Source organism: Streptomyces sp. NBC_01478 (genome assembly GCF_036227225.1).
GTDB lineage: Bacteria > Actinomycetota > Actinomycetes > Streptomycetales > Streptomycetaceae > Streptomyces.
In genome coordinates, this window is the sequence record NZ_CP109444.1 from 11,965,318 (window position 1) to 11,989,389 (window position 24,072).

The 24,072-nt window shown below is 67.6% G+C and carries 19 protein-coding genes; 11 read left to right on the forward strand and 8 right to left on the reverse strand.

Going from position 1 to position 24,072, the window contains the following annotated elements; all coding sequences use genetic code 11:
• Positions 1-10: 10 nt before the first annotated feature.
• Both OG223_RS53095 and OG223_RS53100 read right to left on the reverse strand, forming a co-directional pair.
• A complete protein-coding gene (locus tag OG223_RS53095) occupies positions 11-2,194 on the reverse strand; it encodes a hypothetical protein (RefSeq protein ID WP_329240835.1) in 2,184 nt (727 codons plus the stop codon).
• 286 nt (positions 2,195-2,480) lie between these two features.
• On the reverse strand, positions 2,481-2,666 hold the full coding sequence (locus OG223_RS53100; RefSeq protein ID WP_329240833.1) for a hypothetical protein: 186 nt from the start codon (positions 2,664-2,666) through the stop codon (positions 2,481-2,483).
• 627 nt (positions 2,667-3,293) lie between these two features.
• Between OG223_RS53100 and OG223_RS53105 the strand changes: the two genes are divergently transcribed.
• The gene (locus OG223_RS53105; RefSeq protein ID WP_329240831.1) at positions 3,294-3,611 is read left to right on the forward strand and encodes a hypothetical protein; all 318 of its coding nucleotides are present in this window, start codon (positions 3,294-3,296) and stop codon (positions 3,609-3,611) included.
• A 163-nt stretch (positions 3,612-3,774) separates the two neighbouring features.
• Here the strand turns inward: OG223_RS53105 and OG223_RS53110 are convergent, their stop codons facing one another.
• The 3 genes from OG223_RS53110 to OG223_RS53120 all read right to left on the reverse strand — a co-directional run bounded on the left by OG223_RS53110 (position 3,775) and on the right by OG223_RS53120 (position 8,580).
• Positions 3,775-5,781: a hypothetical protein gene (locus OG223_RS53110; RefSeq protein WP_329240829.1), complete on the reverse strand. Its 2,007-nt coding sequence runs from the start codon at positions 5,779-5,781 to the stop codon at positions 3,775-3,777.
• Between the two features lie 1,373 nt (positions 5,782-7,154).
• Complete coding sequence (locus OG223_RS53115) at positions 7,155-8,030, reverse strand: hypothetical protein (RefSeq protein ID WP_329240826.1); 876 nt, start codon at positions 8,028-8,030, stop codon at positions 7,155-7,157.
• A 313-nt stretch (positions 8,031-8,343) separates the two neighbouring features.
• Entirely contained in the window at positions 8,344-8,580 is a 237-nt protein-coding gene (locus tag OG223_RS53120) for a hypothetical protein (RefSeq protein ID WP_329240822.1), read from the reverse strand.
• 54 nt (positions 8,581-8,634) lie between these two features.
• On the opposite strand from OG223_RS53120, the gene OG223_RS53125 reads away from it, so the two are divergent.
• The 9 genes from OG223_RS53125 to OG223_RS53165 all read left to right on the forward strand — a co-directional run bounded on the left by OG223_RS53125 (position 8,635) and on the right by OG223_RS53165 (position 19,963).
• The gene (locus tag OG223_RS53125) at positions 8,635-10,011 is read left to right on the forward strand and encodes a helix-turn-helix domain-containing protein (RefSeq protein ID WP_329240820.1); all 1,377 of its coding nucleotides are present in this window, start codon (positions 8,635-8,637) and stop codon (positions 10,009-10,011) included.
• Positions 10,012-10,112: 101 nt separating this feature from the next.
• Positions 10,113-10,973 (forward strand): nucleotidyltransferase domain-containing protein, encoded by an 861-nt coding sequence (locus OG223_RS53130; protein ID WP_329240817.1) that lies wholly within the window; start codon positions 10,113-10,115, stop codon positions 10,971-10,973.
• 90 nt (positions 10,974-11,063) lie between these two features.
• Positions 11,064-11,480: a hypothetical protein gene (locus OG223_RS53135; protein ID WP_329240814.1), complete on the forward strand. Its 417-nt coding sequence runs from the start codon at positions 11,064-11,066 to the stop codon at positions 11,478-11,480.
• Positions 11,481-11,643: 163 nt separating this feature from the next.
• Positions 11,644-13,473 carry a hypothetical protein gene (locus OG223_RS53140; RefSeq protein ID WP_329240811.1) on the forward strand — a complete coding sequence of 610 codons (1,830 nt, stop codon included), beginning with the start codon at positions 11,644-11,646 and terminating at the stop codon, positions 13,471-13,473.
• Positions 13,474-13,513: 40 nt separating this feature from the next.
• The gene (locus OG223_RS53145) at positions 13,514-14,245 is read left to right on the forward strand and encodes a hypothetical protein (RefSeq protein ID WP_329240808.1); all 732 of its coding nucleotides are present in this window, start codon (positions 13,514-13,516) and stop codon (positions 14,243-14,245) included.
• A gap of 743 nt (positions 14,246-14,988) precedes the next feature.
• Positions 14,989-15,513: a hypothetical protein gene (locus OG223_RS53150; protein WP_329240805.1), complete on the forward strand. Its 525-nt coding sequence runs from the start codon at positions 14,989-14,991 to the stop codon at positions 15,511-15,513.
• A 71-nt stretch (positions 15,514-15,584) separates the two neighbouring features.
• Positions 15,585-17,831, forward strand: a complete 2,247-nt coding sequence (locus tag OG223_RS53155; RefSeq protein WP_329240802.1) for a hypothetical protein — start codon at positions 15,585-15,587, stop codon at positions 17,829-17,831.
• Entirely contained in the window at positions 17,812-18,561 is a 750-nt protein-coding gene (locus tag OG223_RS53160; protein ID WP_329240799.1) for a hypothetical protein, read from the forward strand. Before OG223_RS53155 ends, OG223_RS53160 begins: the two co-directional genes overlap by 20 nt.
• Positions 18,562-19,099: 538 nt before the next feature.
• Positions 19,100-19,963 carry a nitrilase-related carbon-nitrogen hydrolase gene (locus OG223_RS53165; RefSeq protein ID WP_329240796.1) on the forward strand — a complete coding sequence of 288 codons (864 nt, stop codon included), beginning with the start codon at positions 19,100-19,102 and terminating at the stop codon, positions 19,961-19,963.
• Positions 19,964-20,358: 395 nt separating this feature from the next.
• Here OG223_RS53165 and OG223_RS53170 read toward each other — a convergent pair whose 3' ends face one another.
• The 3 genes from OG223_RS53170 to OG223_RS53180 all read right to left on the reverse strand — a co-directional run bounded on the left by OG223_RS53170 (position 20,359) and on the right by OG223_RS53180 (position 23,472).
• A complete protein-coding gene (locus OG223_RS53170) occupies positions 20,359-21,267 on the reverse strand; it encodes a hypothetical protein (protein WP_329240793.1) in 909 nt (302 codons plus the stop codon).
• Positions 21,268-21,626: 359 nt separating this feature from the next.
• On the reverse strand, positions 21,627-22,220 hold the full coding sequence (locus OG223_RS53175; protein WP_329240791.1) for a hypothetical protein: 594 nt from the start codon (positions 22,218-22,220) through the stop codon (positions 21,627-21,629).
• Positions 22,221-22,458: 238 nt separating this feature from the next.
• Positions 22,459-23,472 (reverse strand): hypothetical protein, encoded by a 1,014-nt coding sequence (locus OG223_RS53180; protein ID WP_329240788.1) that lies wholly within the window; start codon positions 23,470-23,472, stop codon positions 22,459-22,461.
• Positions 23,473-23,660: 188 nt separating this feature from the next.
• On the opposite strand from OG223_RS53180, the gene OG223_RS53185 reads away from it, so the two are divergent.
• Positions 23,661-23,924, forward strand: a complete 264-nt coding sequence (locus OG223_RS53185) for a helix-turn-helix transcriptional regulator (RefSeq protein WP_329240785.1) — start codon at positions 23,661-23,663, stop codon at positions 23,922-23,924.
• Positions 23,925-24,072: the final 148 nt, after the last annotated feature.

The following is a 24,072-nucleotide window of genomic DNA, read 5'->3' on the forward strand; positions in this document are numbered from 1 at the left end:
ACCGCCAAAGTCAGCTTCTGTTCGTTTGTAGTGGACCGACTAGTTCCTGGAAGTGCCGGTCGGAACGGAGGGTGGTGAAGCAGGGGTCGGTTTGTGCGTTCTCTCTGTCGGCGTCGGTGACGAGGGCGCGTCGGAGGTCCTCAAGCGCGTAGTTCCGCTGCTGGCTGCGGTCGTGTTCTTCGAGGTCCTGCCGTTTGGCGAGGAACACGTGTAGGCAGGCGTGGTCGTAGGCCAGCCGCGGAGAGGCGGACAGATCGTCATGGGGGTGCTGTCCTGCCTTCGCCCTCGGCTTGACATCGTCTGACAGCGCATCGAGGCAGTCCACGAGGTTGAGAGCGTAAGGGTGCATCGCTGCTTGCTGGCGGCATAGTTCTTTGCGTTTCCAAGAGGTGATGGCGGTGTCGCACAAACGGCTGAGTTTTGTCGCGGATTTGCGCGCGCTGGTCAGCATCGAGGCGGCCTGTGTGGCTGGGGTGCCTCCTTCAATTGCTGTGATGTAAGCGTTGAGCAACTGGGTCGCGCTGCTGTAGAGCACCCGGATCTTCAGCGGCATCCACCCCTCTTCGTTGTCGGAGACTTTGCAGAGCTTGGAACGGGTGTATTGCTGGTCGATGTCCCGGGTGAACGCTTCGAAGTCTGTTTCTGCGGCGGGCTGTTGATCGTAGTTGGCCCACAGGTACTCAAAGCGGGCCAGTTCGTTGTCGGGGTCCTCGTCGACGGCCTTGGCAAGGAGCTGGACACGCGTGGCAACGCGGGTTTCGTCGTCGGCGAGCAGCGATCTGCTCTTCGCGATCACCTGAAGGGCGACGCTCTTCCACTGGCGGGCCCCGTACAGGCCGTCTTCGAGCTCTTGGTGCACCGCGCTGAGGTGCACCAGGATGAAGGCGGCGGCGCCGGTGAGCATCTGCGCCCTGGCGCGATCCGAGTCGGAATCTGCGGGGAGTTTCAGGTCTGCCCGGCTGAACACTGCACTCGCAGCGTGTTGCCCGTTGCGGGACAACGCGGTCGAGGCCCGGTTGTCGTCCACGAGAGTGACCCTGGCACGCCAGGTGAGATCAGGTCTGAGGGCGAAGAACAGGCGGGACAACGCCCCCACGACTTTCCCCGCGGGCAGGACGCTGAGCTCCTCGACAGGGATCTGGCTCAGCGGCGTGCGGCTGCCCGGTGCGGACGTGGCTTGGTGCAGGGCCGGGGCCTCCGTGCCAAGGTCTTTCATCCGGGCGAGCAGGTAGTCGGAGGACGCGGCGTTCACCTCCCCGTCCGCCTGCTGCACCTCGACCTGGAGACGGAGATTCTGACCAAGTGCAGCGGCGGTTAGAAGCACACCGACCGCGACGAGAGCGATATGCACAAGCATCAGCCGCACGTCGTAGGCGCCCACGCAGGCCGTCCAGCCCAGAACACACCCGGCTGCCGTCACAACGCCCAGGGCAAGCAGCAGAGCCCGCCAGTGCTCCCACGCCGTGCTGCGCGCACCCGCGAATACCAGACCTACCGCAACAACGCCGACCACGAGAAGCACCACTGCGCCGATCCAGCACTGCGTCCAGGTGGGCCGGAAAGGGTTGAACATGGCAAACAGCGGCGTCATCACCGATGCCGCGATCAACAGAACCAAACCCAGCGAGCCAGCGGCACGTCGAACGCCGGCCGTCCACGCGACCGCATCCACTTTCACCAGCACGCGCGAACACACGCCGCTCAGGGCGTAGAGGACCAGCAACCCGATCGCGGCCAGCACAGCAAGACGCCCTACCGGCAGCACCCAGTCCGTATAGAAGCGATTCCCGTTCGATACCGCCGTCGGCAGCGGGCGGCTCTTCAGGTCCGCCACTCGCGCGATACCTGCAGCCGCCGCAGCACTGCCTGCATCGAGACCCAGGGCTTGACGGAACTTGTCCGCAGCCTCGCCGAGATTCCCGGAACGGATGGCCAGCTGCCCGGCAGTGACGAGCTCCGCTGCCTCCTGACGCGCCTTTGCCACGAGCCGCAGACCCTCCACGGCGCAGCTCTGGTCGCCGTCGGTTGTTACCGACTCGTACAGCTCCTGCGCCCGGTCCAGCGAGCCCGCCAGCCGGTGACCATCAGCGGCCTTGCAGGTCTGCTGTGCGGCCGTGTCGGTTGGCAATGCCGCGAGAACCGTGGTGAAAACGACGATCAGGATGGCTAGAGCCCGAATCAGACGTTTGTACATGAACAAGATCAAAGCTCTAGTTAGCTGCCGTTCGCGCGCAGGCGCACCGTCAGCAGGTGCCGAATCCCCCTTCGCGCGGATGCTGCCACTGGCAGCCGCACGCCTGCTCACATGGCACAGGCCGTTATGGGCGACATCGCGATGTCGCCGACGACCGGCTCCCGATAGATGCGTATGGGTTGCGGACCGGCTGTTGAGCTGGAGATTTTCGATGCGCGCACGCAGGGCGCACCCGATGGACACCTGTCTGGTGAGCGTGCATGACGCTCCCGGTACGGTGGCGCGGTCAGTCGATGATCGTATGGAAGAAGATCACCGCTCCGGCGAACGCGGCGCCGTTGGTGAGGAGCTCGGCGGCCAGAACCCCTCCGGCGGCCACGGTCAGGACACCTGCCCCGACGCCGGTGAGGACACCGAGCAGCAGGATCAGGGCGGTCCGCAGACTCAACAGGGGCTGGTTGGAACTGTTCATTGTCGGCCTCTTTCATCTGATTGGCTGTCACCGCCCCTCTCTGGTGCGGTTGTTGGTGCTGTGGTCCGCGGCGGATGCCGGTATGACGGCGCAGGCCATCGCCGACTAGGCAATGAGCGTCGTCAAGCCGCTATGCGCTCGGCTGAGTTGATGCCATGGGGCCGCGAGCCAGGGGCGGGCCGGGACCTGCTGAGGACGTTCCTGTTCGGGCAGCGGCACCCCGGCTGCCCGAACACGCCGTGCAGGCCTTCAGGATTCGAGATCCTGTGCGACAGACCCGTTAGCGGATATCGGCTTCACCTCGGCCGACTGTGACTGAGTACTCCGCTTGGCCGCTCGGGCGCTCAGTAAGTTTCTCGTCGGCCGTCCTGGACGCCCTGTGGACACCACATGCCAGGTCAACGATGGTGGGCGGCATGGTCGACGTGCTGCTGCCCCTGGTCACACTTGTTCTCGGCTTCGTCGCAAGCTTCCTGCTTGAGTTGCTCCGTAACCGCTGGACGACGCAGAAACGTGCAGGATGTTCGCAACGCTGAACGTCAACAGGTTGCTCACCTGGAGCGAGTGGCGTTTGAACGTGACGGGCTCCGGGCTGTTCACACGGCCATTCATGACCTTCTGAGCAGGGTGAACGCGATCGCCATACACTTGGCGAAGGCCGAAGTTACGGGTCTGGACTGGCGCGAGAGTGGTGACGGGCAGGAGCTGAAGGCGGCGGCCATGCACGCGACCGCGAGGTGCAGTCATGAGTCCGCTCTGCTGCTGCATCCTCCGGTGATCGAGGCAATGAAGCATCTGACATCTGCCGCGTACCCGATGTACTGGACTCGCGAGTCTGGAAGCGATCCGAATCATCGTCGCGAGTTCTTCGAAGCCAACCAGGCCGCAACGAGAGCCATCGCTGCTCGGCTTCGCGAGCTTTACGGCTTTGCGACGGGCAGTTGACCAGGCGGACCTCGAAGCTATCCGGCGGCCAACCGTGATGCTCAGAATGGCTAAGTGAGGGGCCCTGGTCGCGTTTCCGTGATGCCCGCGCCAGAAGGGCAGCCCGCGTCCATGCCCGGAGCCGACGTGCCGGGTCAGTCAGTCTCGTACGTTCGCCCCCAGGTCAGTGGAGCGCGGCATGGGAGATCCGGGCAGCAGCCAGATGCGGGTGGTCGGGGGCCAGATGGGACGTCATGTCCGATATTAGAGCGGACAGGAGCGTGTGAGCGCCCTCGCGATCGCCGCTGTGCGCCAGGGCGAGGGCGAGCTGGTGGCGCGTGGCCAGAGTGTGCGGGTGGCTGGGCCCCAATGTGGCCTGCCGGTCGTCGGCGATATCGGCCAAATCGCGGGCAGCCCGTTCCCAGCCGCCTGCTTCCCCCTGGAACTGGGCAAGGGCTGAACGTACGGCGAGGGTGTGGGGGTCGCGGATCCCAAGAATCGTCCGGGACTCGACGAGCAGGCCGTTTAACTCTCCTATCGCGAGGTCCAGTTGGCCGCCCTTGCCCTGAAACCAGGCCATGCTGCGGCGAGTTGCCAAGGTCTGGTGATGGTCGGCGCCCAGAACCCGCTGACGGTCCGCCACCAGGGCTGTGAGCTCCGCGACGGCTGTCGAGGTGTGACCGCACTCGCCGGTGTAGTAGGCAGCCTCATGGCGGGCCGCAAGGGTGTCCGGGTGGTCGGCTCCGAGCGTAGAGGTCATCTCATGGACCAAGTCGCGAAAGGCACCGGCCGCAGCAACGTAGTCCCCCGCAACCCCCTGGAAGTGGGCCACCTGGCGGCGTACGGCCAGGGGAACCACCCGACCTCGGGCCTGGGCCCGCAACAAATCGATTGCCTGCCGAGGGTGTCCTGAATCCCCGATCACCAAGGCCAGCGCGAAATCTGCACCCAGCACCTGATCCTGCTGGGCACGGTTCAGCGCGACGAGCGCGTGCCGCAGCCGGAGTTCGCCGTGCGCCACAAGCCCGATATTGTAAGCCTCTTCGCCCTGCACCAGCGGCAGCAGCGTCTCCCACAAGTGATCAGGGACAGGCTCCAGACCGTCGCTGCTCAGCAGGTAGTCGAAGCAGGTCAGTGCTGCCCGATCAGCCGACCTCGACAGCAGGCTGCTGGTGGCGCGAACGGTTCGGCATGCCCAGCCCTCGGCCTCCTCGAAGGACTCAGGCCGCAGGCACTCACCACCGCGTGCCGCCAGATAGGCCTCGTGCACCCGTCGCGCCCACTCCACAGGCACCGGCCTGCGCAGGCCGGCTCGACGGCAGTCCACCACCGCGGTGACCAGCGCGGCCCCACGCGGATGTGCGCCGCAGGCCCATGCGTCCCTCCACACGTTCACCAACTCGGGCCCGCAGGACAGTGACTCTGCTATCCCGAACCGGTCACAGGCCTGCAGGGCGACACCGATGCGCCTGCTCGGGGCGAGGCCCCGAGTACGGCGGAGTTCGGCCGGCGACCATAATCGCTGCACCCGGACGACGGTCGCCCTGGCGATCACGCTGCGCTCGGCACGCCACAGATCCCGGTCGGCGCCGGTCAGCCGACTTCCCTCATGCGTGTCGTAGCGGCGGTACTCCTCGCTGCGGATCGTGGCGACGAGGACCGCCGGGTGGGGTTGCCCGAGCAGGTGGTGGACGTGTGACACGGTCAAGCCATCGGGGCCCAGGTAGTTCTCCAGGTCGTCCAGCCACAGCACGCTCGGTGCACACGCGAGGGCGGCCTCTACGGCGACCCCTATCGAGGACCGGGCGAAGGGGCGCACCCAAGCGTGCGCCGGGAGTGTCCTGCGCACGGCCTCATAGGCGGTACGTGACTTGCCCGCGGCGGATTCTCCGAGCAGGAGCACGAATCCGCCGTGCAGCAGCAGGTCGGACAGGTCGGTGTCGACGTCACGCTCGACGTAGGGGGTCTCGGACCAATTTTCGCGGCCTGCGGGCTGCGCCACCCAGTCGGCCGGGTCGTCGGCTTCCCGCACGCGAGGAACTCGGCCCGGGCGCGCCCCGGCCAGGTTCTCCGGCCATCGCTCTTGGGACTTGACCTGCTCAACGAGAAGCCCCAGCACTGCGGTTGACGCGGCGCCAAGGCCCACTGCGACGGCAGCCGTGATCCAGGTCTGTACGACGGCCAGGACCACCGCTACGGCTCCGGCGCCGAACGCCGTCCAGTACAGGAGCCGCCACCCTCCGGGCCGTCGCAGCCCTCCCGAGCGGTACGCGCTCCTCCGCCTCCCCATCGCGCCCCCTGCCGCACGACCACATGGCGCCGCCCTGGCCACCGCCTCCACCGTGCCGTACTGAGTGCGCTCGGTGAAGCGTCGGACCTCCGAAACTACTGCCCAAGGGCGTGACTTCGGTGCAGTTCCCTTCGATGGGACCGGTGCTATTTCCAGTCGGACACCGACATTCCCGCAACGACTCAGCAGTGCTCATCGACGCACGATGCCACGCCTCGCTTACACCGCCATCGAGATCGAATGAGCGTTGCGTCCAAGCGCCAAGGGCGCAAGGAGGCACGGAACTTATCCGCCCCACCGCCGTCTGCGGAGCCTGCCTCAGCAGTCGTAGCCATCACGGAAGAGTGGTCAGCCCCAAGTGAGGCGCTCAGCCACACCGACGCCGACGGGATCTGGCTTGGTGAGGCGAAGTCCTTCGCCCTGGGCAAGGGACAGCGCGGCAGCAGGGAGGGAGCCGGCTAAAGCCCCCGCTGGCTGCAGGGCACTTGTGCCGCGCGCCGGCGACCCCGCTCGTCCGGCAAGCATGCCCGGGGCAGCTGCAGGCCAGCTTGTCCATCCGGTGCAGCGCCCAGTCGGTCACGCCGACCGGCGATTCCCGGAACCCCGGCGTCGTATCGGTGTGACACGGAGAAATCGCATCAGGGGTCGGAGAGTGAGCCTCATCTGTCTTCTCACCCGAACCGCCCGGGACTCTCGTCTTGCCCCAGGGACGCGGGCCCGTCGTGACCGAGGCCGGTGTCCCGGCTGCCGCCCGGCCTGGTGAGAGCGGGCCCGTAGAGGCAATCGTCACCGGCGTGCTCCATCGGGTGCAGGCGCGCACCGTGCTCACGGCCACCGTGTCAGGCTGGGGAGTCTTCCGGCAGCGCGGAGAAGGCCGACGCTCGTCAGGGGGCTGATCCGCAGGGCTCGCCATTTCTGGCGCGGGCCAGCCAATGAATGTTCTAGTTTCGGAAGGAGAGCTTCCTGAGAATGTGAAGAAATTTCTCCAGCAACGGTTGGCTACTCTCGGTAATTTCTTTGGTCAACAGTCGCTGGCCTCGCAGGGCTTCGTCACGCGCTCGACTGAAGTAGGAATCCCTGCTCTCCTGCCCCTGCATCCAGGCGTGACCTGAGGTGGCGACTACCTGCTCTGGACCCACGGTATTCTCGCCAGACTTCTGGATCTTGGACTCCATCACCGTTCCCCCAATGATCCTGTGCGTCGGAAACTTCTAACGTAGTCTCTACCGCAGAAAATTCTGCCCGTTCCGAATTTGCGCAAACATGCTAAAAACCTATTCGTTGTGCGGTAGAATGGCTGGCTCTCCCTGTCGTACGGAGTTATCACCGGCCTGCCGGGGGAGCTGCCCATTTGTTTGGTTTCGGACCCTGGGAAGGCTTGCAAGGCTCGCGATTGCATAAAATTTCCGATAATTCCCGTCAAGAATTTCCCCTGGCAAGGGAGCGGGAATATCCCCGGTCTTTCTTGCCTGGATGACGATCAGGCCTTGAGGCGTGGGACCGGCCGTGACGGGGAGGAACAGGGCGGTTCGGTAGCCGTTCACCAGCCTGACCCGGTCCGCTCCGTCGAAGTGGGCCCTGTCGATGTCTTCCACGAATTTGAAGCCGCCCTGGCCTGACGTGGCAAGGAACAGCATGTACGAGCCGCCGTTGCCGTCGTTCTTGGAATACGTCCTGGGGAGAGCGCCGGGGTTGCCCGAAGGCGCCTCGAGGATCAGTTCCTCCTGGTCGGTATCGAGCCTGTAGAAGGCACACAAGGCGTCAGGACACACAAGCTCACCAGCGGTTTCAGTCAGCTTGTCCAGGATCTGCCTCCTGAGCATCTCGTAATTTTCGTCCCCTTGATGGATCTTTCCGTACCACTGCGTCACCGGCTGGATTCCGGCATCGAATACGGCTGCTCGCTCCAGCTCCTTTTCTGCCTCCTCCGCACGCTTCTCCAGAAGGTCGGTCGTTGCGCGGATCTTGTTCTCGGACATCAACTGCCAGGTGGAGAGGCCTGCAATGAGAGCGACTCCGATGAGGGCGGGAAGCCAGAGAATTTTTCCGGTTGCGAGTGCACCGAAAATGAGTGAGGCGATCGCCGGGCCTGCCGAGATGGTCAGAACGCGGGCCAGTGACCTTATTTTCTTCGGATTTCCTTGGGGCAATGTATGCCTCCGTACTGGAATGTCAGCCGTTGATGAGTCGAAAGTAGTATCCAGGTATCTGCATGGACGGGATTCGGTAATTCATTCCAAAGGGTGAAGTCGTCGCATATATGCACAGGCGCATTGAAGCGCTGAGGGGGCGCTCCGGAAAAATGCGTACCACCCCCTGGCGGAAGAATCTGGCCCGGACAGGCCCTCCGCCCCGCGCCGCTGGCCAGCGTTTGCACGTCGGCGCTCCCAGGGACGCTGGCTGGACAGCGAGAGGCAATGCGAAAGGCGCGCAGGCGAACCCACACCGCGCGCTGGAAAATGCTCACCCCGACTCGCGTCCGCAGGCCGGCTCGGCCGGGCGGACGAAGACAACGGTGCGGCGGACGCGTGTGATCGCGACCCGGAGCAGCCGTCGCGCCTCATCCGTGCGTCGCGCGTCGAGGAGTTTCGAGCTGTAGATGCCCTCGACGGTGACGACGCCGTCGAACTCCTTAAGCTCCGGTGCCCCCCACCCACCGGTGCGTTGTCGTACCCCTCGTGCAAGATGGAGGACTGCCACCACGCCACGGTGCGGCGGCAGTTAGGGGAGTGTTGGACTCAAGGGGGAGCGTTCGTGTTCCAGCGTCATCTTCACCGTCATGACGACGTCGATCTGGTGATGTCCGCGCTGGGGGACGATCCCCAGCGCCTGCCGGTCCTGATCACATGGGGTGCGGCACTGCGGCGGGACGTGGCTTCGGCGCTGCGGGAGGTCATCGCGACCGGAGCGTGGCAGAGCGACTTCCGTGTCCGCAGCGCCGCGGCGAACTGGCGTGAGGAACCCCGCTTCCAAGTCTTCCTCGACCAGGGGCTCGAAAAGCGCCGTAACCGAGGCCCCAAATATGAGCACCTGGACGCCGCTCTGCTGACGTTCCCCGAGACCCGTGCCGCTCTCTACCGGGTGAGCGCGGCGGAATGCCCGCAGCACTGCCGCACGGAGACCGGCACCTTTGCCGAGGACCGGCATGTGGATGACTACCGGGAGGCGCTGTTCGGCTGGTATGCCGCCATCCAGCACGCGCACGACTGCGTCATGAGGGCGGCGCGCTGGTTCGCGAACGCACAACCGCCCGACTCCCGCCGGCCTGAGGCCTTCACCGACTGGATGAGCGGAACCAGGCGTCACCACAGCAGCGATACCGCGCGGGAGGCGGATCCGGCCGCCCAGCGAGCCTTGCAGGAAATCATCCTGATGATGCACGCCTGGAGCCCGCACACCTTCGAAGCCATCGACGTGGCCTTCCAGAAGGCGGAGGGAGAAGATGCATCCCATGCCTGGGGCGGCAGCTTCGAGCCCGCCGGCCGGTCCGAAGCCCAGGCGGCCGCGGAAGCACTCGCGAGCGTCCTTTCCCCGCAGGAACGCCAACAGGTCCGGGACGTCATCGATCAGATCGAGACCGACGACGAGGACCGCGACATGGACCTCGCGAAGGACAGCACGCTGGCCTGCACCAGTGACCGCCACCGCTCCTACGGCGCCGAATCCGGCGGGCGCGAGGACTGCGCCAGGGCCCGAGGCCGTGTATACGAGGAGGCCTCCCAGCCCTGGAACGAGGGCGTCGACCACGCGGCCGACGCTGCCCGGCTCGCCCGGTTCCTGCTCGGTCCCCGTACCGACCGGATCCGCACCGCCCTTGCCGCAGCCCGGGCAGCCGTGGCCCGGGACACCGCCGAGAGTGCACCGCAGGTCTGGCACGACAACGCCCAAACCCTTCAGGAAGCTCGCGAGGTCGCAGGACTCAATCTCCACGACGCTGCCGGCCACCTGGGCATCAAGCCCCCCACACTCCAGCGCTTCGAACAGGCAACGGGCAAGCTCCCCGGACGCCCGGTCTCCCTCGGCTACCTCCAACTCCTCACCCTGACCTGCACCCAGGCGGGCCGCACCGCTCCCGCCTGCATCCCGCAGGCCATCTCCCAGCCGGTGATCTCACTGCCGACCACCCTGTAAGACACCCCCGCACCCCACCCCTGGCCGGGCACTTCGCAGCAGACCTGCTGTACCGCAGCCCCAGGTGCACCGGCACCCGAACCGACCAGCGGAGGCCTTCCGTGAAACGCGAGCGCGCCACCACGCTCCTCAACGACATGCTCGACCGCCTGGAGGAGGGAGGCTGGCCGCTGGACCTCGTCGACGAGATCCTCGTCTTCGGCTCCTACGCACGTGGCGCACTGAGCCCCTCGGACGTCGACATGGTCGTGGAGCACCGTCGTGACGACCGTCTCACCTCCGAGTTCCTTCACTCCCTGTCCTACGGCGGCGACCCCTCCGCCTCGATGAAGCGCGCCCTCAAGGGCAGAAGCCGCGGCCTGCAGATCCACTTCGGTGAACGCAAGAGCCTCGAAGCGGAAGGGTTCGAGCTGACCTTGCTGTGGACGCGGGGCGAACCCGTCGATGCCGCCCGTGCCCGGCTCGCCGCCATCACTCCCGATCCCGCGGCAGGCCGGGCTCCACGCGACCACATGATCGAGGCTTTCGACGGCATCGACCGCTGGGTCCCGCGTCCGGTCCGCATCGATCTCACCGACCTCGTCGACCGCAAAGCCGCCACCATCCGCCAACTCCAGCTCCCCGACGCCGAACCCGCCCATCCCGCAGCCCACGAGGCACTCACCCGCTGGAGCGAGACCAGCCCGCTGCGCCGCGCCGCAGCGGCCGTCCTCGCCCATCTCGAAGCCGCCTCCCGCCCCCTCGACTCCGTCTACCTCCACGGGGAACCGGTCATCGGCAGCCGCTACAGCGACACCACCTGGCAGACCGGCGTCGGATTCGGCTGGAGCCACCACCGCAGCATCTCCCGCCACCTGCAGGAGGGCACCGACTGGTTCGAGGTCGTCCGCCCCACCCGGACCCAGCCCCTGCACACCCTCCACATCACCATCCAGGACCGCTCCGCACTGCCCCGCCTGTGACGAGAACGCCCACAGCCTGGGGAGCCGCATGCCTGCCTGCAGGGCGGGGATCGGAGTGTGTCAGGGTGATCGAGAAGGAGGCGGTGCCTGGTGAGTACGCTGCGGGTGGACGTGCTGGCATTCGACATGCCCTGCCAGCAGTGCGCGATGCCTTTGCGGTGGGTGTTCGGTCTGCTGCCCTCGCATCGGCCGGACGGCGACGAATTCACCACGACGGACTTTCCCGAAGCCGTTGACGTGGCACGCAGTATTCTCACCGACCCCGCCGGCGGCTGCATGGACCTGGCCGCACAACTGCACGGCCGGCCCGCCCGGCAGCGGGGACGCAGCTTCAACCCGAACACGTGCGGCAGCTGCGGGCACCAGGCCGACTGGCACGTTCTCGGCGATGTCATCCACCGCGCCCTCCACGAGGGCTGGATCCGCGTGGCAGAGAGCCGAGTTCCGGTGCCGCAGTGGCGCGCGATCCGTGGCCGGGGACAGGGAATCTCCTGGCCGTTCCTGTGACCCTCCCGGCGCCCGGTCCAGCGAGTCAAGCCGTGATCGTCGCGTCGCCCGATGGGATGCTTCGGACTTGATGCCCGACGCCGGCACCGGGGGACGACTCGTTAGGGGCCACTGACACGCTGCACATCTCGGTGGCGTGCGACAGCCCGTGACGGAGCGGTGTATGCCCGGCAAGCTCACCTGCCTCAAGCAGGAATTCCTCATCGACGGCGAGTGGGACGGGATCGCTCTCGACGCTCTGCTGCGTCACCTCAAAGCCGGCATCGGGGCCGGGTGCAGCAGCCTGGCCGACGCCTTCTGGATCACGCTGGGAGCCGTCTCCCTCAAACTGCTGCCCGCGGTGACCGAGCAGGCCCAGGCCATGCGCGCCACCGTCGCGTTCGACTCCGGCATCTGGGTCATCACGCACGACCTCCTCACACAGGAGATCTCCTTCCTCAACACCGCCACCGGTCAGGTCGAAGACCTGCCTGTTGTCGCTGAGGGGGGCGAGCGCAGCGCGGGCTCCTACAGCGTGGAGCTCATGGGGATCCCCGTGGTCGAGACCGCCCGCGGCAGCGTGACCATCGACAGCGTGATGACCCTGCTCTACCTCCAGCAGGCCTATGCCGGCCACACCGTCTACGGCGGTGCGAACCTCAACGATCTCGGTGTGACCATCGAGGTCTGCTTCGGCCTGCTGGACGAGAAGGCGACAAAGCTGAAGGCCCAGTCCACCGCCGCCAAACGCAGCGCGACGAAGGCCGCCACAGACCTGAAGAAGGCCCTGGAACAGCGCATCGCCGACGGTCTTCCCACCTCGGTCGATCTCGACACCGACGAAGCCCGCCTGGCCAAGGCCCTCGACGCGGCAAACGCCGAGGTCCTGCGCCTGGACACCGAACTCGAAGCCCATCTGGCCATCCACGCCACCCGTGCCGGTGAGCAGGCCCAGGCACTGCGGCGCGCCGCCGACGCGGGCACGGACGCCGACCGTGCGCAGCAGGCCCTCGCCCCGCTCTATGAGGCGCGCGGGCAGGCCCGCGCAGCCCTCGCCCAGGCCGAGCAGGACGCCCGGCCCCGCACCCACTGCCCCGAATGTGACCAACTGCTGCAGCAGGCAGCCGGCCCGGGCCCCGCCTGCGTCCTGTGCGGACAACCGGACCCGGCCCGGGACGGGCGCCAGGCCCGCAAAACCCAGCGGCACACCGCCGCCCTCGATGCCCTGGCCTCCATCGAGGACAGCCTCAAGACCGCCCAGGCTCGCGCGCAGCAGGCTGTCGACACCCGCGGGATCCGCATCCAGGCCGCACAGAAGGCCGCAAGCCGGTCCGACGCCTACCGCACGGTGGAGATCACCCCCCGCGAGCAGGCCAAGGCCAAGGCCGCGGCCACCGCAGCCGAGACCAGGGCCGCAATCACCGCGGTGCGCGAGCGCCGCAAGGAACTGGTACGCCTGAGCGAACTCGAACGCATGGAGAAGCGGACCGCCGACGCCGCCGAACAGGCCCGCACCGCCTGGACGATGGCCGAAGGCGACGCCCAGCATGTCCGCCAGCAGACGGCGAAGGAACTGTCGATGATCTACGCAGACAAGGTCATCCCCATGGCACCCGACAAGATCCGGTACGCCAGCATCGACTCCAAGACCTTCGCTCCCAAGCTGAACGGCCGCACCGTGCGGCAACTCGCCCGCTCAGCCGGCATGATCAACATCGCCAACAACGGTCTGCACCTGGCGTTCCTCGAAGCATCCCGCACCCTGCCCGGCATGCTGCTGCCCTGCGTCCAATGGCTGGACTCCTCCCTCGACGGTCTGGGCGCCGGCGACGAAGGCGCCCTTCTGGCCGCCAGGACCCTGCAGGTCATCAGCGCCACCGCCGCCGACGACGCCCAGATCATCGTCGCCACCGCACACGAGCTGCCCCCTGCCCCCGGCACCGTGACCACCGAGCACGACAGCCACCACCCCGTCATCCCGCACGCCCGCACGAGTGGCGACGACACCCCCTGACCGGCCGGCGAGCAGCCCCGTCCAGAAGATGCGTATCCCCATGACCGCGCGCCCCCGCCCCGCACCGTCCGACAGCGACGAGATCACCGCAGACCTCGGCATCGACGACATCATCCTCAGCTACCGCAGCGACTACTGGATCACGCCTCGCCTCGACGACGGCGTCCAGCAATGGGACATCGGCATGCACTTCGCCGAGGACGGCCCCGGCCCTCAATTCGGCAGCATCCGTCTCCACCTGGTCGACCACGCCCGCTGTCTTGAGCCCATCGACGCCCTCGACGCCCTCAGCGAGGACCTCTTTACGATCGGCCAGGTCCTCTTCGACCCCTCTGTCCCCGGCGTACGGCAAGATCTGTGGGACCGCCTCAGTGTTCCCGGCAACACCCTCATCGTCGACCGCGTCACCATCGACAGCCGCCTGCGCGGACACGGGCTCGGCGTCTTCCTCACCGGCATGGCGCTGGACTACCTCAGCAGTTCAACAGGCGTCATCGCCCTCTTCCCCGGACCCATCGAGCGCACCGACCACATCCCCCACGAAGAGGCCTGCGCCCGCCTGGGCCGGGCCTGGTCCCGGCTCGGCTTCGCCCCCTACCACGACGGTGTATGGGTTCTCGACCCCGGACTCACGACCCTGGGCGAGGCCATCGCCGCCGGACAACAGCGCCTGGCCGGTCACCGCTGGCGGGTCGCCCTGCGGCAGAGCCCGAACGGCTGGGGCAGCGACATCGCTGGTATCACCGCCCTCATGACCGAATCCACTCCGTGACCCCGGCGGCGGCCCTCCACTCCGGCCCGCCTCCTCCCGGGCCGCCCGCCGGGCAGGCCGGACAGATCCCACAGCCGGCGCGTACTGCCGCCACAGCTACACAAGACATAGGGCGGCCGCGGCCCGCATACGGCATCCGTCACCATGCCACCTGGTCCTATGGACGGCCCGCTGCCGGCGGTCACCGCCTGTGGCCGAGATGCACGGCATCCGATCCGGGAGACCGAATTCCCTCGAATAACAGCAGAAACATGAGAGCCGAGAATTCACTCGGGCATGAGAGTCCAATGGCGGAAAACGCCTGCATCAACGTCATTGTTTTTACGGGTGCTTGGAAAGGCCCGCCTGTTTCCTGGGGTGTGTGGACGCTGTGGTCATGCGACTTCATGTGCTGCGCTGGATTCTCGACCCTGTGACGAGCTGGAGGGCTTTCCGGCGCTCTGCTGGGAGCCGTGGAAAGACATCGTTCGACGTGGCCTGGAGGCAGGTCCGAGTGGAGCGGTTTCCCGACGAATCCGCCTACCAGCAGTATGGACACGCCCCTCTGACGGCCCGTGAGCCTCACGAGAGAGACCCTCGCTGACCGGACAGATGGCCGGATCAGCGGCCGTCGGAATCTGGCCGAACAGATGGAAAATCGAAGGAGGGAGGGCTTTTTGCCATCTTTCCTTCGATTGTTTTTTCTCTGCGTGGCATCGGAAAGAATCAGACGGTCCTTCATCGTGGCAACGGGGGAGTGAAGCATGCCGGATCCGACTGAGATCGCCGTGATCAGTTCCGCTCTGCCCGCCGTATTGGCCTTCGTTCTCCAGCGTCTGGGACGTCTGCTCGACTCCCGAGGGGCCGAACCCGAGGAAGACGTCACAGTCCCCGCCGGCCTGGTCGGGACGCTTCAACTGCCGCTGCAGCCCGCCCCGGACATCCTGCAGACCCGGCGAGCAGAGCTCGAACTGCTGCAGGAAGCCCTCGCCGACTACGCCGACGGCACCATGTCCACACACGCTTCCGATCAGCGGTTCCTGCGGAATCTGGCCCGCGCGCGCGGTGTCCTGGAAGACATCTACGGCCAGCACCTGACCTTCGAGGGGGAAGACCGGCCCGCCTCCGGTCCGTTCGTGCACCAGAAGGTCACGACGCTGTCCGGAGAGGCCACGGGCATGCACAGCGGCGAGATCACCGGCAACTCCCGCGTCATCCAGGACGTGGAGACGGTCGACGCTGGCGGCAAGCTCATCGGCATGAAGGGCCACCGGATCACCAGTCAGTAGCCCCCAGCCCAGCACATCTACGGGCACGGCCGTGCCGCAAGCACACCCCGACCTTCCCGAAGGGCTGATCCTTGCCACTGACCGAACCGGCCGAGCCGAACACTGAGCTGGCCCTCGCCGCCCCCGCCCGGTCCGACAACGGCGCCCGGCCGGCCGCGTACCCGGCAGCCGACGAGACGCAGCCGCAACCCTCCGCGGACCCTCCGGACGACACCTCGGCTGCCGGGCAGACATCCGAGCCGCCCCCGCCTCGCGATGCCCCGCCCAGCGACGACACAGCCGACACCGAGACCGGCGCCCACGCGACGGATACGAGCGCGGTGCAGAACGTCTCCACCAACTACGGGACGGTCGTCGCAGTCCAGAACATCAGCGACATCCAGCGACTGCGGGGAACACCCCTGCCCGACGACTGGATCGCGGCCCGCCTTCACCCCTACCTGCCCGACGACGAGACCACGAAGGCCATCGACGCCCTCCTCGTCGCGTACCGCGTCGCCGTCATCCACGCCGGCGCCGGCACCGGCCGCTACACCACCGCCCTGCACACGCTCATCCACCAAGGCGCCAGAGCCATCCGGCAGGTCCGCCGCGAACCCAACGAAGGGGTGGACCTCGAAGGACTCAGAGACGAGGACACCGGCTGGATCCTGGACCTGAGGGACGAGGAGGAGACTCTCCGCCCCGGCTTCGGGCTCCACCTGCGCGAAGTGGAAGACCACCTGCGCACGATGCGCTCCTTCGTCGTCGTGGTCACCCACACCGACACCTGGGCACACGTCGCGGGCGAAGCCACCGAACTGGCCCACCCCCTCGCCCCACCAGACGCTCTCCGCGTGCTCCGTGCGCACCTGGACTGCCGTCAGCCCCCCATCGACGAGCTGGACAAGTGGCTTGCCGCAGACCAGATCACCCAGCCGCTCAACCGCGCCGCACCGGCAGAAGCTGCCCGGTGGGCCCGCATCATCATCGCCGCCGTCGACCTCAACGACTCCACCACCGAGCCCAAAGACTTCACCGAACTCGTCGAAGCCGCCGTCCAGTCCGCCCACAACTGGCGCCGCACACTACGCATCTGGCACACCGGCAACACCGACAGCGCCCACCGCAACTATCTGCTCGCCGCCGCCGCACTCGACGGCGCACCCGCCGCCACCGTCTACGAAGCCCACACGGCACTCGGCGAGGCGCTCGACGACACACCACAGCCCACCCAGGGACAACACGGCCCCGGCATCATCGAACTCACCGACAGGATCGGCGCGGAACTCGGGAACGACGACCGCATCCGCTTCCTGAAACCCGGCTACGCCGAAGCCGTCGTCGACTACTTCTGGGTCGACCGCCCCCACCACGTCGCCGCTTTCACCCGATGGACCGCCGAACAGGCCGCAACACTGCCTCCCGACCTCGGTGTTCCCCTGGCCGAGCGCGTCACCCAGTGGGCCACCCGCTACGCCCTGGCCAAGCAGAGCTTCACCGTCCTGCGCGCGGTCGCCACCCACTGGGCCAAATCCCGCCACCTGCAGCAACACGCCCAGGAACTCCTCGTCGCCGCCGCCGTCGACCCCACCGCCGGCAAACGCGCCCGCGAGCAATACCTCGCCTGGGCCAAGGCCCCCGACACGGACCAGCTCACGCACAGCCGGCACACCCCCGTCGTCCTCAAACAGGTCCTCGCCGGTGCCCTGGCCCAACTCGGCCCCGCCTACCCCCGGATCGTCCTCAAACGGCTGTCCGAGCTCGCCGCCAACACCACCGACACCGCCGTCGCCAACGCCGTCGGGGACGCCCTGACCGACCTGTGGGACCAGCCGGCCCTGCAGAACACCATCCGGGCCACCCTCACCTCCTGGTTCACCGCCACCCAGCACCACTACACCGCAGCCGCACGCCGCGCCTTCCTCCACCTCGCCGACCGGACCACCCCCGACGGCACCCCCCTCCTGCTGGCCCGAGACGACAGCCGCCCCGACGCCTGGGCCCTGACCGGCTGGCGGTGCGCTCTGGACGACGAGGCCAACATCCACCTGCAGGGAGCCTTCGACACCTGGCTCAACACCGCCCTGAGCCACCCCCGCCTGCAGCCTGCCGTCATGAAGACCTTCACCGAAGCCGTCTTCCGCTCCGACACCGACCGCACCTATCTCGCACCGCGTTTCCTCGTCCTCAACCACGCGGCCTACGGATGGGAGCCAGCCCGCGTTGCAGCGCAGCCCACCGAACGCACACACCTGCGCGACGCGCTCGTCATCGCCCTGCGGGAAGCAGACCCGACCGCACCCGCACGCCTGCACCATGCGCCGGACACGGAGTAGAAGCAGCGGCTGGCCCCCACCCCGGGCAGGCACGCTCGACCTCGCCTGCCCGGCGCCCACCGCCATACCCGGCCAGTTCTTCGCCCTCACCCTCACCGGAGCCTGGGAGGAACTTCCCTCACCCCGCCCGCACCACAGCCCCGCCGCGGTCGCCGCGGACCACGTCCTGACGACCGCCCGGAGCATCACCGCCGACTACCTTGCGACCGACGCCGTACCGGCCGCCGCCCGCATCAACACTCTCCTCGGCCGCCCCACCGACATCTCTCACCTCCCGGTCCGGCTTGTCTGGAGCCAAGTCCACCTCGCCGCCACACCCGAGGTTGTGCACGCTGCGCTCAGCCACCAGCGTCACCTGCATGAGTTCGAGCAGCACCGCGCCGAACACCACCGCCGCCTGGACGAAGCCCGCATCCTGCGCGACACCCTGATGAGCGACCCTTCACTGGCCCTGTCCTACTGGTTCGCCGCTGCCCCCCAGAGCATCGACACCGACACGCTCCCTCGCCTCGAGGCACTGCTGAGCACTGCTGCCGCCTACGCACCACAAGGCCAATGGGCGCCACTGGCCCGCCTGTTGCACACGTTCGCCCATCGCCTCACCGACGACGCCAAGAACCACCTGATCGACACCCTGGCCGCTCTCACCGACCGCTACGGGCACCCGGACATCACCACCGCCATCCGGCAAGCGCGGATGGCACCCGAGTCAGAAACCCGCCCGCAGTGACCACGGTCACCGCGGCCGGACTCCGCCCGTTCCGGCGCACTGCGCTGCACGACACACACTGACTACCTACGTGCCGAGGTCCTCGCCGGCACCCCCGTTCAGCAGCTGGCCGCATCCCTGGGGCGCAGCGAAAGGCCGTGCGCTGGGTGCTGTACCGCCTCAGACTCATCTCCTTCCCGGCCGACGACGTACCCGCCCCGCGGGCCAGGCCGGAGTGACAGTGGCCACCGGAAAATCCCCAAGGACGGCCAGCTCCAAAGTGACGGCCTGTAACCAGCAGTGCTGTCGTGGGTGGACCGAGGTTCTGCACCGTCGAGCAGCTCTCTGGGGCCGAGGGCATTGCATGGCCCTGCCGATGGAGGGCTGGATGGAGGTCTTGATCATGACGGTATCCGGTGGCGTCATGATTCGTTCTTGCTGCGGTGGCGGTCACGCGGATCGCTGATCACGGAAAGTTACTCTGTTGATGAAGCAGCCCGTTCGTGTTGTGTCCCGCTCCGCTGCGCGGACTCCTCCTGCCGCTGGCGAGGGCCTGCGGGTGGCGCTGTACCAGGGGCAGGGGCCGGTCGGCAGCCGTGAGGCGGTGCGGGAGAACCTTGAGCGCCTGGTCGAGGTCACGGCGCTGGCGGCGTCCTACGGCTGCCAGGCGCTGGTTTTCCCGGAGAAGTACACCACCGGCTACGCCATCGGCCCCGAGCAGTGCCGGGAACTGGCAGAACACCGTGAGGGCCCCTCGGTCGAGCGCGCCCGACTGGCAGCCAAGGAGAACGGCCTGGCTGTGGTGCTGCCCTATCCCGAACGCGACGAGGCACTCTTCTACGATTCCATCAGCGTGATCACTGCCGACGGCCAGGTGACGGCCAACTACCGCAAGACCCACCTGTACGGGGCAGCCGAGCGACGCAACTACTCCTTCGGTCAGGACCTGCCGCCCATCGTCTCCTTGAACGACGTCGAGGTGGGCGTCCTCAACTGCTATGAGTGCGAGTTCCCGCCGCTCTACCAGTATCTGGCCGAGCGGGGAGCGAAGATCGTGCTGGGCCCCACGGCGGCCGACGGCCACTTCCGCCTGGCAGACGGGACCATGAGCCAGGTGCCCTACCAGGACGCCACCCGCCACATCATCCCCGCCATGGCCAGCATCTGGCGGCTGTTCATCGCCTACGCCAACCGCCGGGGCTGGGAACAGGTCCCGGCAGGCTGCTGGCAGTACCAGGGAAACTCCGGCATCTGGGGCCCCGACGGCGAGCCCCTGGTCGCCGCCGGCGCCGAAGACCGCCAGTACGACTGCCTCCTGATCGCCGACTGCCTCCCCGCCGCTGTCCCGCCCTTCAGTCCCGAAGGCCACCATCCCACCGACAACCGTCTTACCCTCGATCCCACCCTGCGCCCCGCCCACTGAACGCGGGCGCCGACAAGATCCGAAAGGACCTCGCATCGATCTGCGGGCAGGGCACACCCGTTGACCGCGTCATCTACTTCACGGTGACCGCCGTGCCCACCAGGAAACGGCACGACCCTGATCGACGAAGCCGCCCAGGCGCATCAGGTCGACCTGGAGATCTGGGACGCCGCCGCACTGGCCCTCCACCTCGCCGACCACGAGAGGGATGGGCAAGGGATCTGCCCGCACATCCCAGGCGAGCCGACGCACGGCTGATGTCACAGCGGCAGCCGCATGTCGCCAGGACCCAGCGCCATGGCTGAAGCGGGTCGGGGATTCGGGGTCGTCAAACACCGTCGGCGGCCCGCGCTCGCCCGCGACAGCCGGCGCAGGCACGGCATGCCGGTGGGTGTCTACGCCGGCGGTTGTGTCAGGGCATCTGTGACCATGCGGCACAGCGTGTCCGCTGTCACGGTGGCGGCGTTGAAGGTCTCGGTCCAACCCCCGGCTGAGATCTGCTCGGCGGTGAGGTACGGACCGTGCCCCTGAGCGCGCAATCGCTTCAGGGCGATCTGTTCGATGCGGTAGGCGGCCGTGCCTGTGTCGAACGGCCAAGTCCGCACCACAGTCCATCCTGATCCCTCAAGGCGGGCGATGCGGTCTTCGTGTGCCTGGCGGCCGGTGATGCCGATCTTCACCGCGCCGAAGACCACGTGTGCCATGACATACAGCCATGTCGGCGCGGCAGGGTTCAGGCCGTACTTTGCGCAACGCGGGCAGCATCGTCCGCGGGTTCGTACATTGTTCAGATTCGGGGAGACGATGGTTCCGCAGCCGTCGCACAGCGACTTCCAGGGGGTACTGGCATTCCGGTAGGGCTCCAGGGGAGTGAAGCAGGCTGCCTTCATGTCCGCCAGCGCCTGCTCCGGGTCGCCAGGCCCGCGGTGGGTACAGAACCGGCACTGTCCGCCGCGGCCCGTGATGTTGTCGTAGCGAGGGGCGACCAGGTGGCCGGCAGCGGCGCACTTCGACAGCCACGGCTTCCCGGTGCCGGGGAACGGCACGAGGACGGCGAAGCCGTGGCCGAGCATCACGGTCTCAGCCGTCGTGGGGTCGACGGGCGCGTTGGGCGCACAGTACTTGCAGGCTCCCTGCCCGCTCATCACGTTGTTCCGGTTAGGGTAGATGATCTTCCCGCAGTGCTGGTTGAGACACCGGCACTTCCACGGCTCACGCGCCCTGCCGGGGTAGGGCTCCAGGGGCTCGGCACGACCCAGCCGTCTCATATCGGCTACCGCGACCTCGTTCGTCACCACTGCCACGGCTGTTCCCTTCGGTTCGGATACGGAAGGAAGCAGTCTTTCGCCCCCCACTGACAGAGCATCAGCTGTCAGCAGAGCGAGATGGATGCGTCCGAAGGGATCAGGCAGGCGAAGGCTGGGCCGCTGCTGCCCGATCTTCGCTACCGGTGTCAGAAGGACTGCAGTGGGAGTGGTTGTGCCAGGCCGTGTGCTTTGGTGGTGACAACCCGGCGGCTTCGGCTGGCCTCACTCAGCCTCGAACCGGTTCTGCTGGTGACAATCGTTGGGTTTCGGCACACCAGGATCGGTAACCGCCATCCAGATGGGCGGGGTGGCAGCGGGCTCGGACGATGAGGCCGTGCGGTTGCTGCCCTTGGGCTTCAGCGGTCCGTGTCTTCGGGCTGCTTCTCGGCTTGCGCCACAGCCGTCGGCTCCGCTGCCTCGGGGGCGGTGTAGTAGACCGAGGCGCCCTGCTTGTTCCGTTGAGCCTGGCTCTTGGCCACGAGCCCTTCGAGGGTCACCCGTACGACCTTGGTCTTGATATCGCGCTCGGGATGGGCCTGGCCGAGCGCGGTGGAAATTTCGGTAGCGGAGCGCGGTTCGTTCTGCTCGGCGAGGTGGCGGCGGATGAGTTCCACCAGGGTGGGCTGGGCTGTCTTCGCTGCAGCCGCCTTGGGCGCGGCCTTCGCCTTTCGCTTGCCGCGAGGGTCGGCGTCGGCGTCCTTTCGGGGGGAGAGCGCGGTGGCGCTCTCGGGGGTTGCTGCGGGCTCGGCCGGTGATTCCGTGATGCCGAGCGCCTGCTGCATGTTCACCAGCACAGTGTGGTCCTGTTGCAGGGCGGCCAACTGCTCCTGCAGGGTGGTGATTTCCGCGCCGATGCGTTCCTGCTCCTTGAGGTTGCGTTCGAGGTCGCCGGTCACCTGGGCGATGTACTGCGATGTCAGTTCCGTGGTGCTAGTCGTGCCTTCGGACATGTCGCTTGACCTTTCCTCGGTTATGCGGCCGTGGTGCAGCGTGTGCGGGGGTGGTCCCGGATTGGGGCAGCATCCCTCTTTGTCTGTGCTGGTGGCGCCGGTGGACGCCACCACTGCTGCAACGTGCCTTGGTTTAGAGATATTACGGACAGGCGGAGCTGGTTGTTCCTCTTGAGTGGCGTCCGCTGTTCGGCGCGGAGGCCAGGGCCATGCTGTCTGGTGCCTTTGGGGGCCTGCCTCAGGGCGGGTTCGTGCGCCGGGGCTGGGGCAGTTGCCAGACTGCCTCGTCGGTTTCCCGGTTGTGGTGCCAGGTTGTCAGGGTGCCTGTTGTCACCAGCCGGTCGAGAAGTTCTCCGGTCTGCTGCGGAGAGTGCCCGCACAGGCGGGCGAGAGTGTCCATGTCGGTGCTGTGTTCGGTGTCGACGGAGGTGTGCGCGGCCAGGGCCAGAGCGGCCAGCCGCAGGGCGGCCGGTGCCGCCGGCAGGGCCAGCGGGGCGGGATGCAGCGCCCAGTGGGCGGCGCGGCAGCGGGCGCGGCGACCGGGCGCCTGCTCCAGGACCGTGGCATCGAGCAGCCGCAGCTGTACGAGGGCCGACCTGGGACCCGAAGGCTCCAGCCAGCCGGCGTGGGCCAACTCCTGCCACAGGTCCCGGTGCCCGCGCAGGCGCATGCCGCGCAGCAGTCCCGCCGGCAGGCGTACATGGCCGCGGGTGTCGGCGCGCAGGGCGCACTGCAGGCCCAGCAGCCGGGCGGCGGGGGAGGTGAACCGGGGCAGCGCGGCGCCGAGGTAGGTGAGCATCTCCCGCACGCGTACCCGCTCGTCGGATTCCGGGCGGAGACCGACGCGGGCAGGGGACGGAGGTCCGGGGGAGGAGTGCGGCCGGGTGGAGCCGGGCAGGGTGTCCGGCACCACGGAGGTATGACTGGTCGCCCCCGCACAGGCCGTGCAGGCATCGGCCAGTCGCCAGGTGCGGCCGCCGCGGTCACGGGTGAGGGCAAGACGTACCGGCCCGGCACATCCGCGGTGACGCGGATGCCACGAACAGCCCTGCGCCCGGCACTGACAGCTGCGCAGATACACCGGCAGCGCGTCGGCGCGGGCGTGGCAGGCCAGATGCGCCAGGGCGGCGGACCGTGCGGAGGAGGACGTGAGGGGAGAGGTGTGGGCGGTGCAGGAGGGGCAGACAAGCGTGGGGCCGCCTGCCTGCGGACGCAGCTCCACGGTCCAGATGCGCCGCACTGCGGCATGCACGCGGGCAAGCCTCATCTGCTGGTCGTCCTCCCCTCTGTCCGTGCCGCGGTGGTCGGTGCCCGGCCGTTGGAGGCCGGAACGAACGCACGGTAGTGCAGATCTCTGCACTGTGAACGTCACTCCCGCCTCGCCAGATAGTGCAGAGGTCTGCACTGACAGGGCAGGGTCCTGCACCGTCGGATGGTGGAGTGACGATCTTGCCGCCCGACCCCGACCTCACCGCGCTGCGCGTAACGCTGGCGCGCCTGCGGGGCGAGCGTGGCTGGACCTTCGACGAACTCGCAGGCCGCAGCGGCCTGGCCCGGCGCACCCTCATCGACCTCGAACACGGTCGCACCACCGGCAGCGTCACCACCTGGCACGCCCTCGCCCACGCCTTCGACGTACCCATCGAGCACCTGCTGGCCCCCCTCTGTGACGACCACACCCCGCCCGGTGCGCAAGGCCCCTGATCTGCCGGCACGCCCTTCGCGAACCTCGCCGTAAATCACCCGAACCGGCGAGCAGGCATAGAACGCAAGACCGTTCGTTCGCATGTCCGTTCGCTCCGGCTGGGCCGGTCGGAGGACATACTGGCCGCTCCGGCACCTTTCGCCGCGT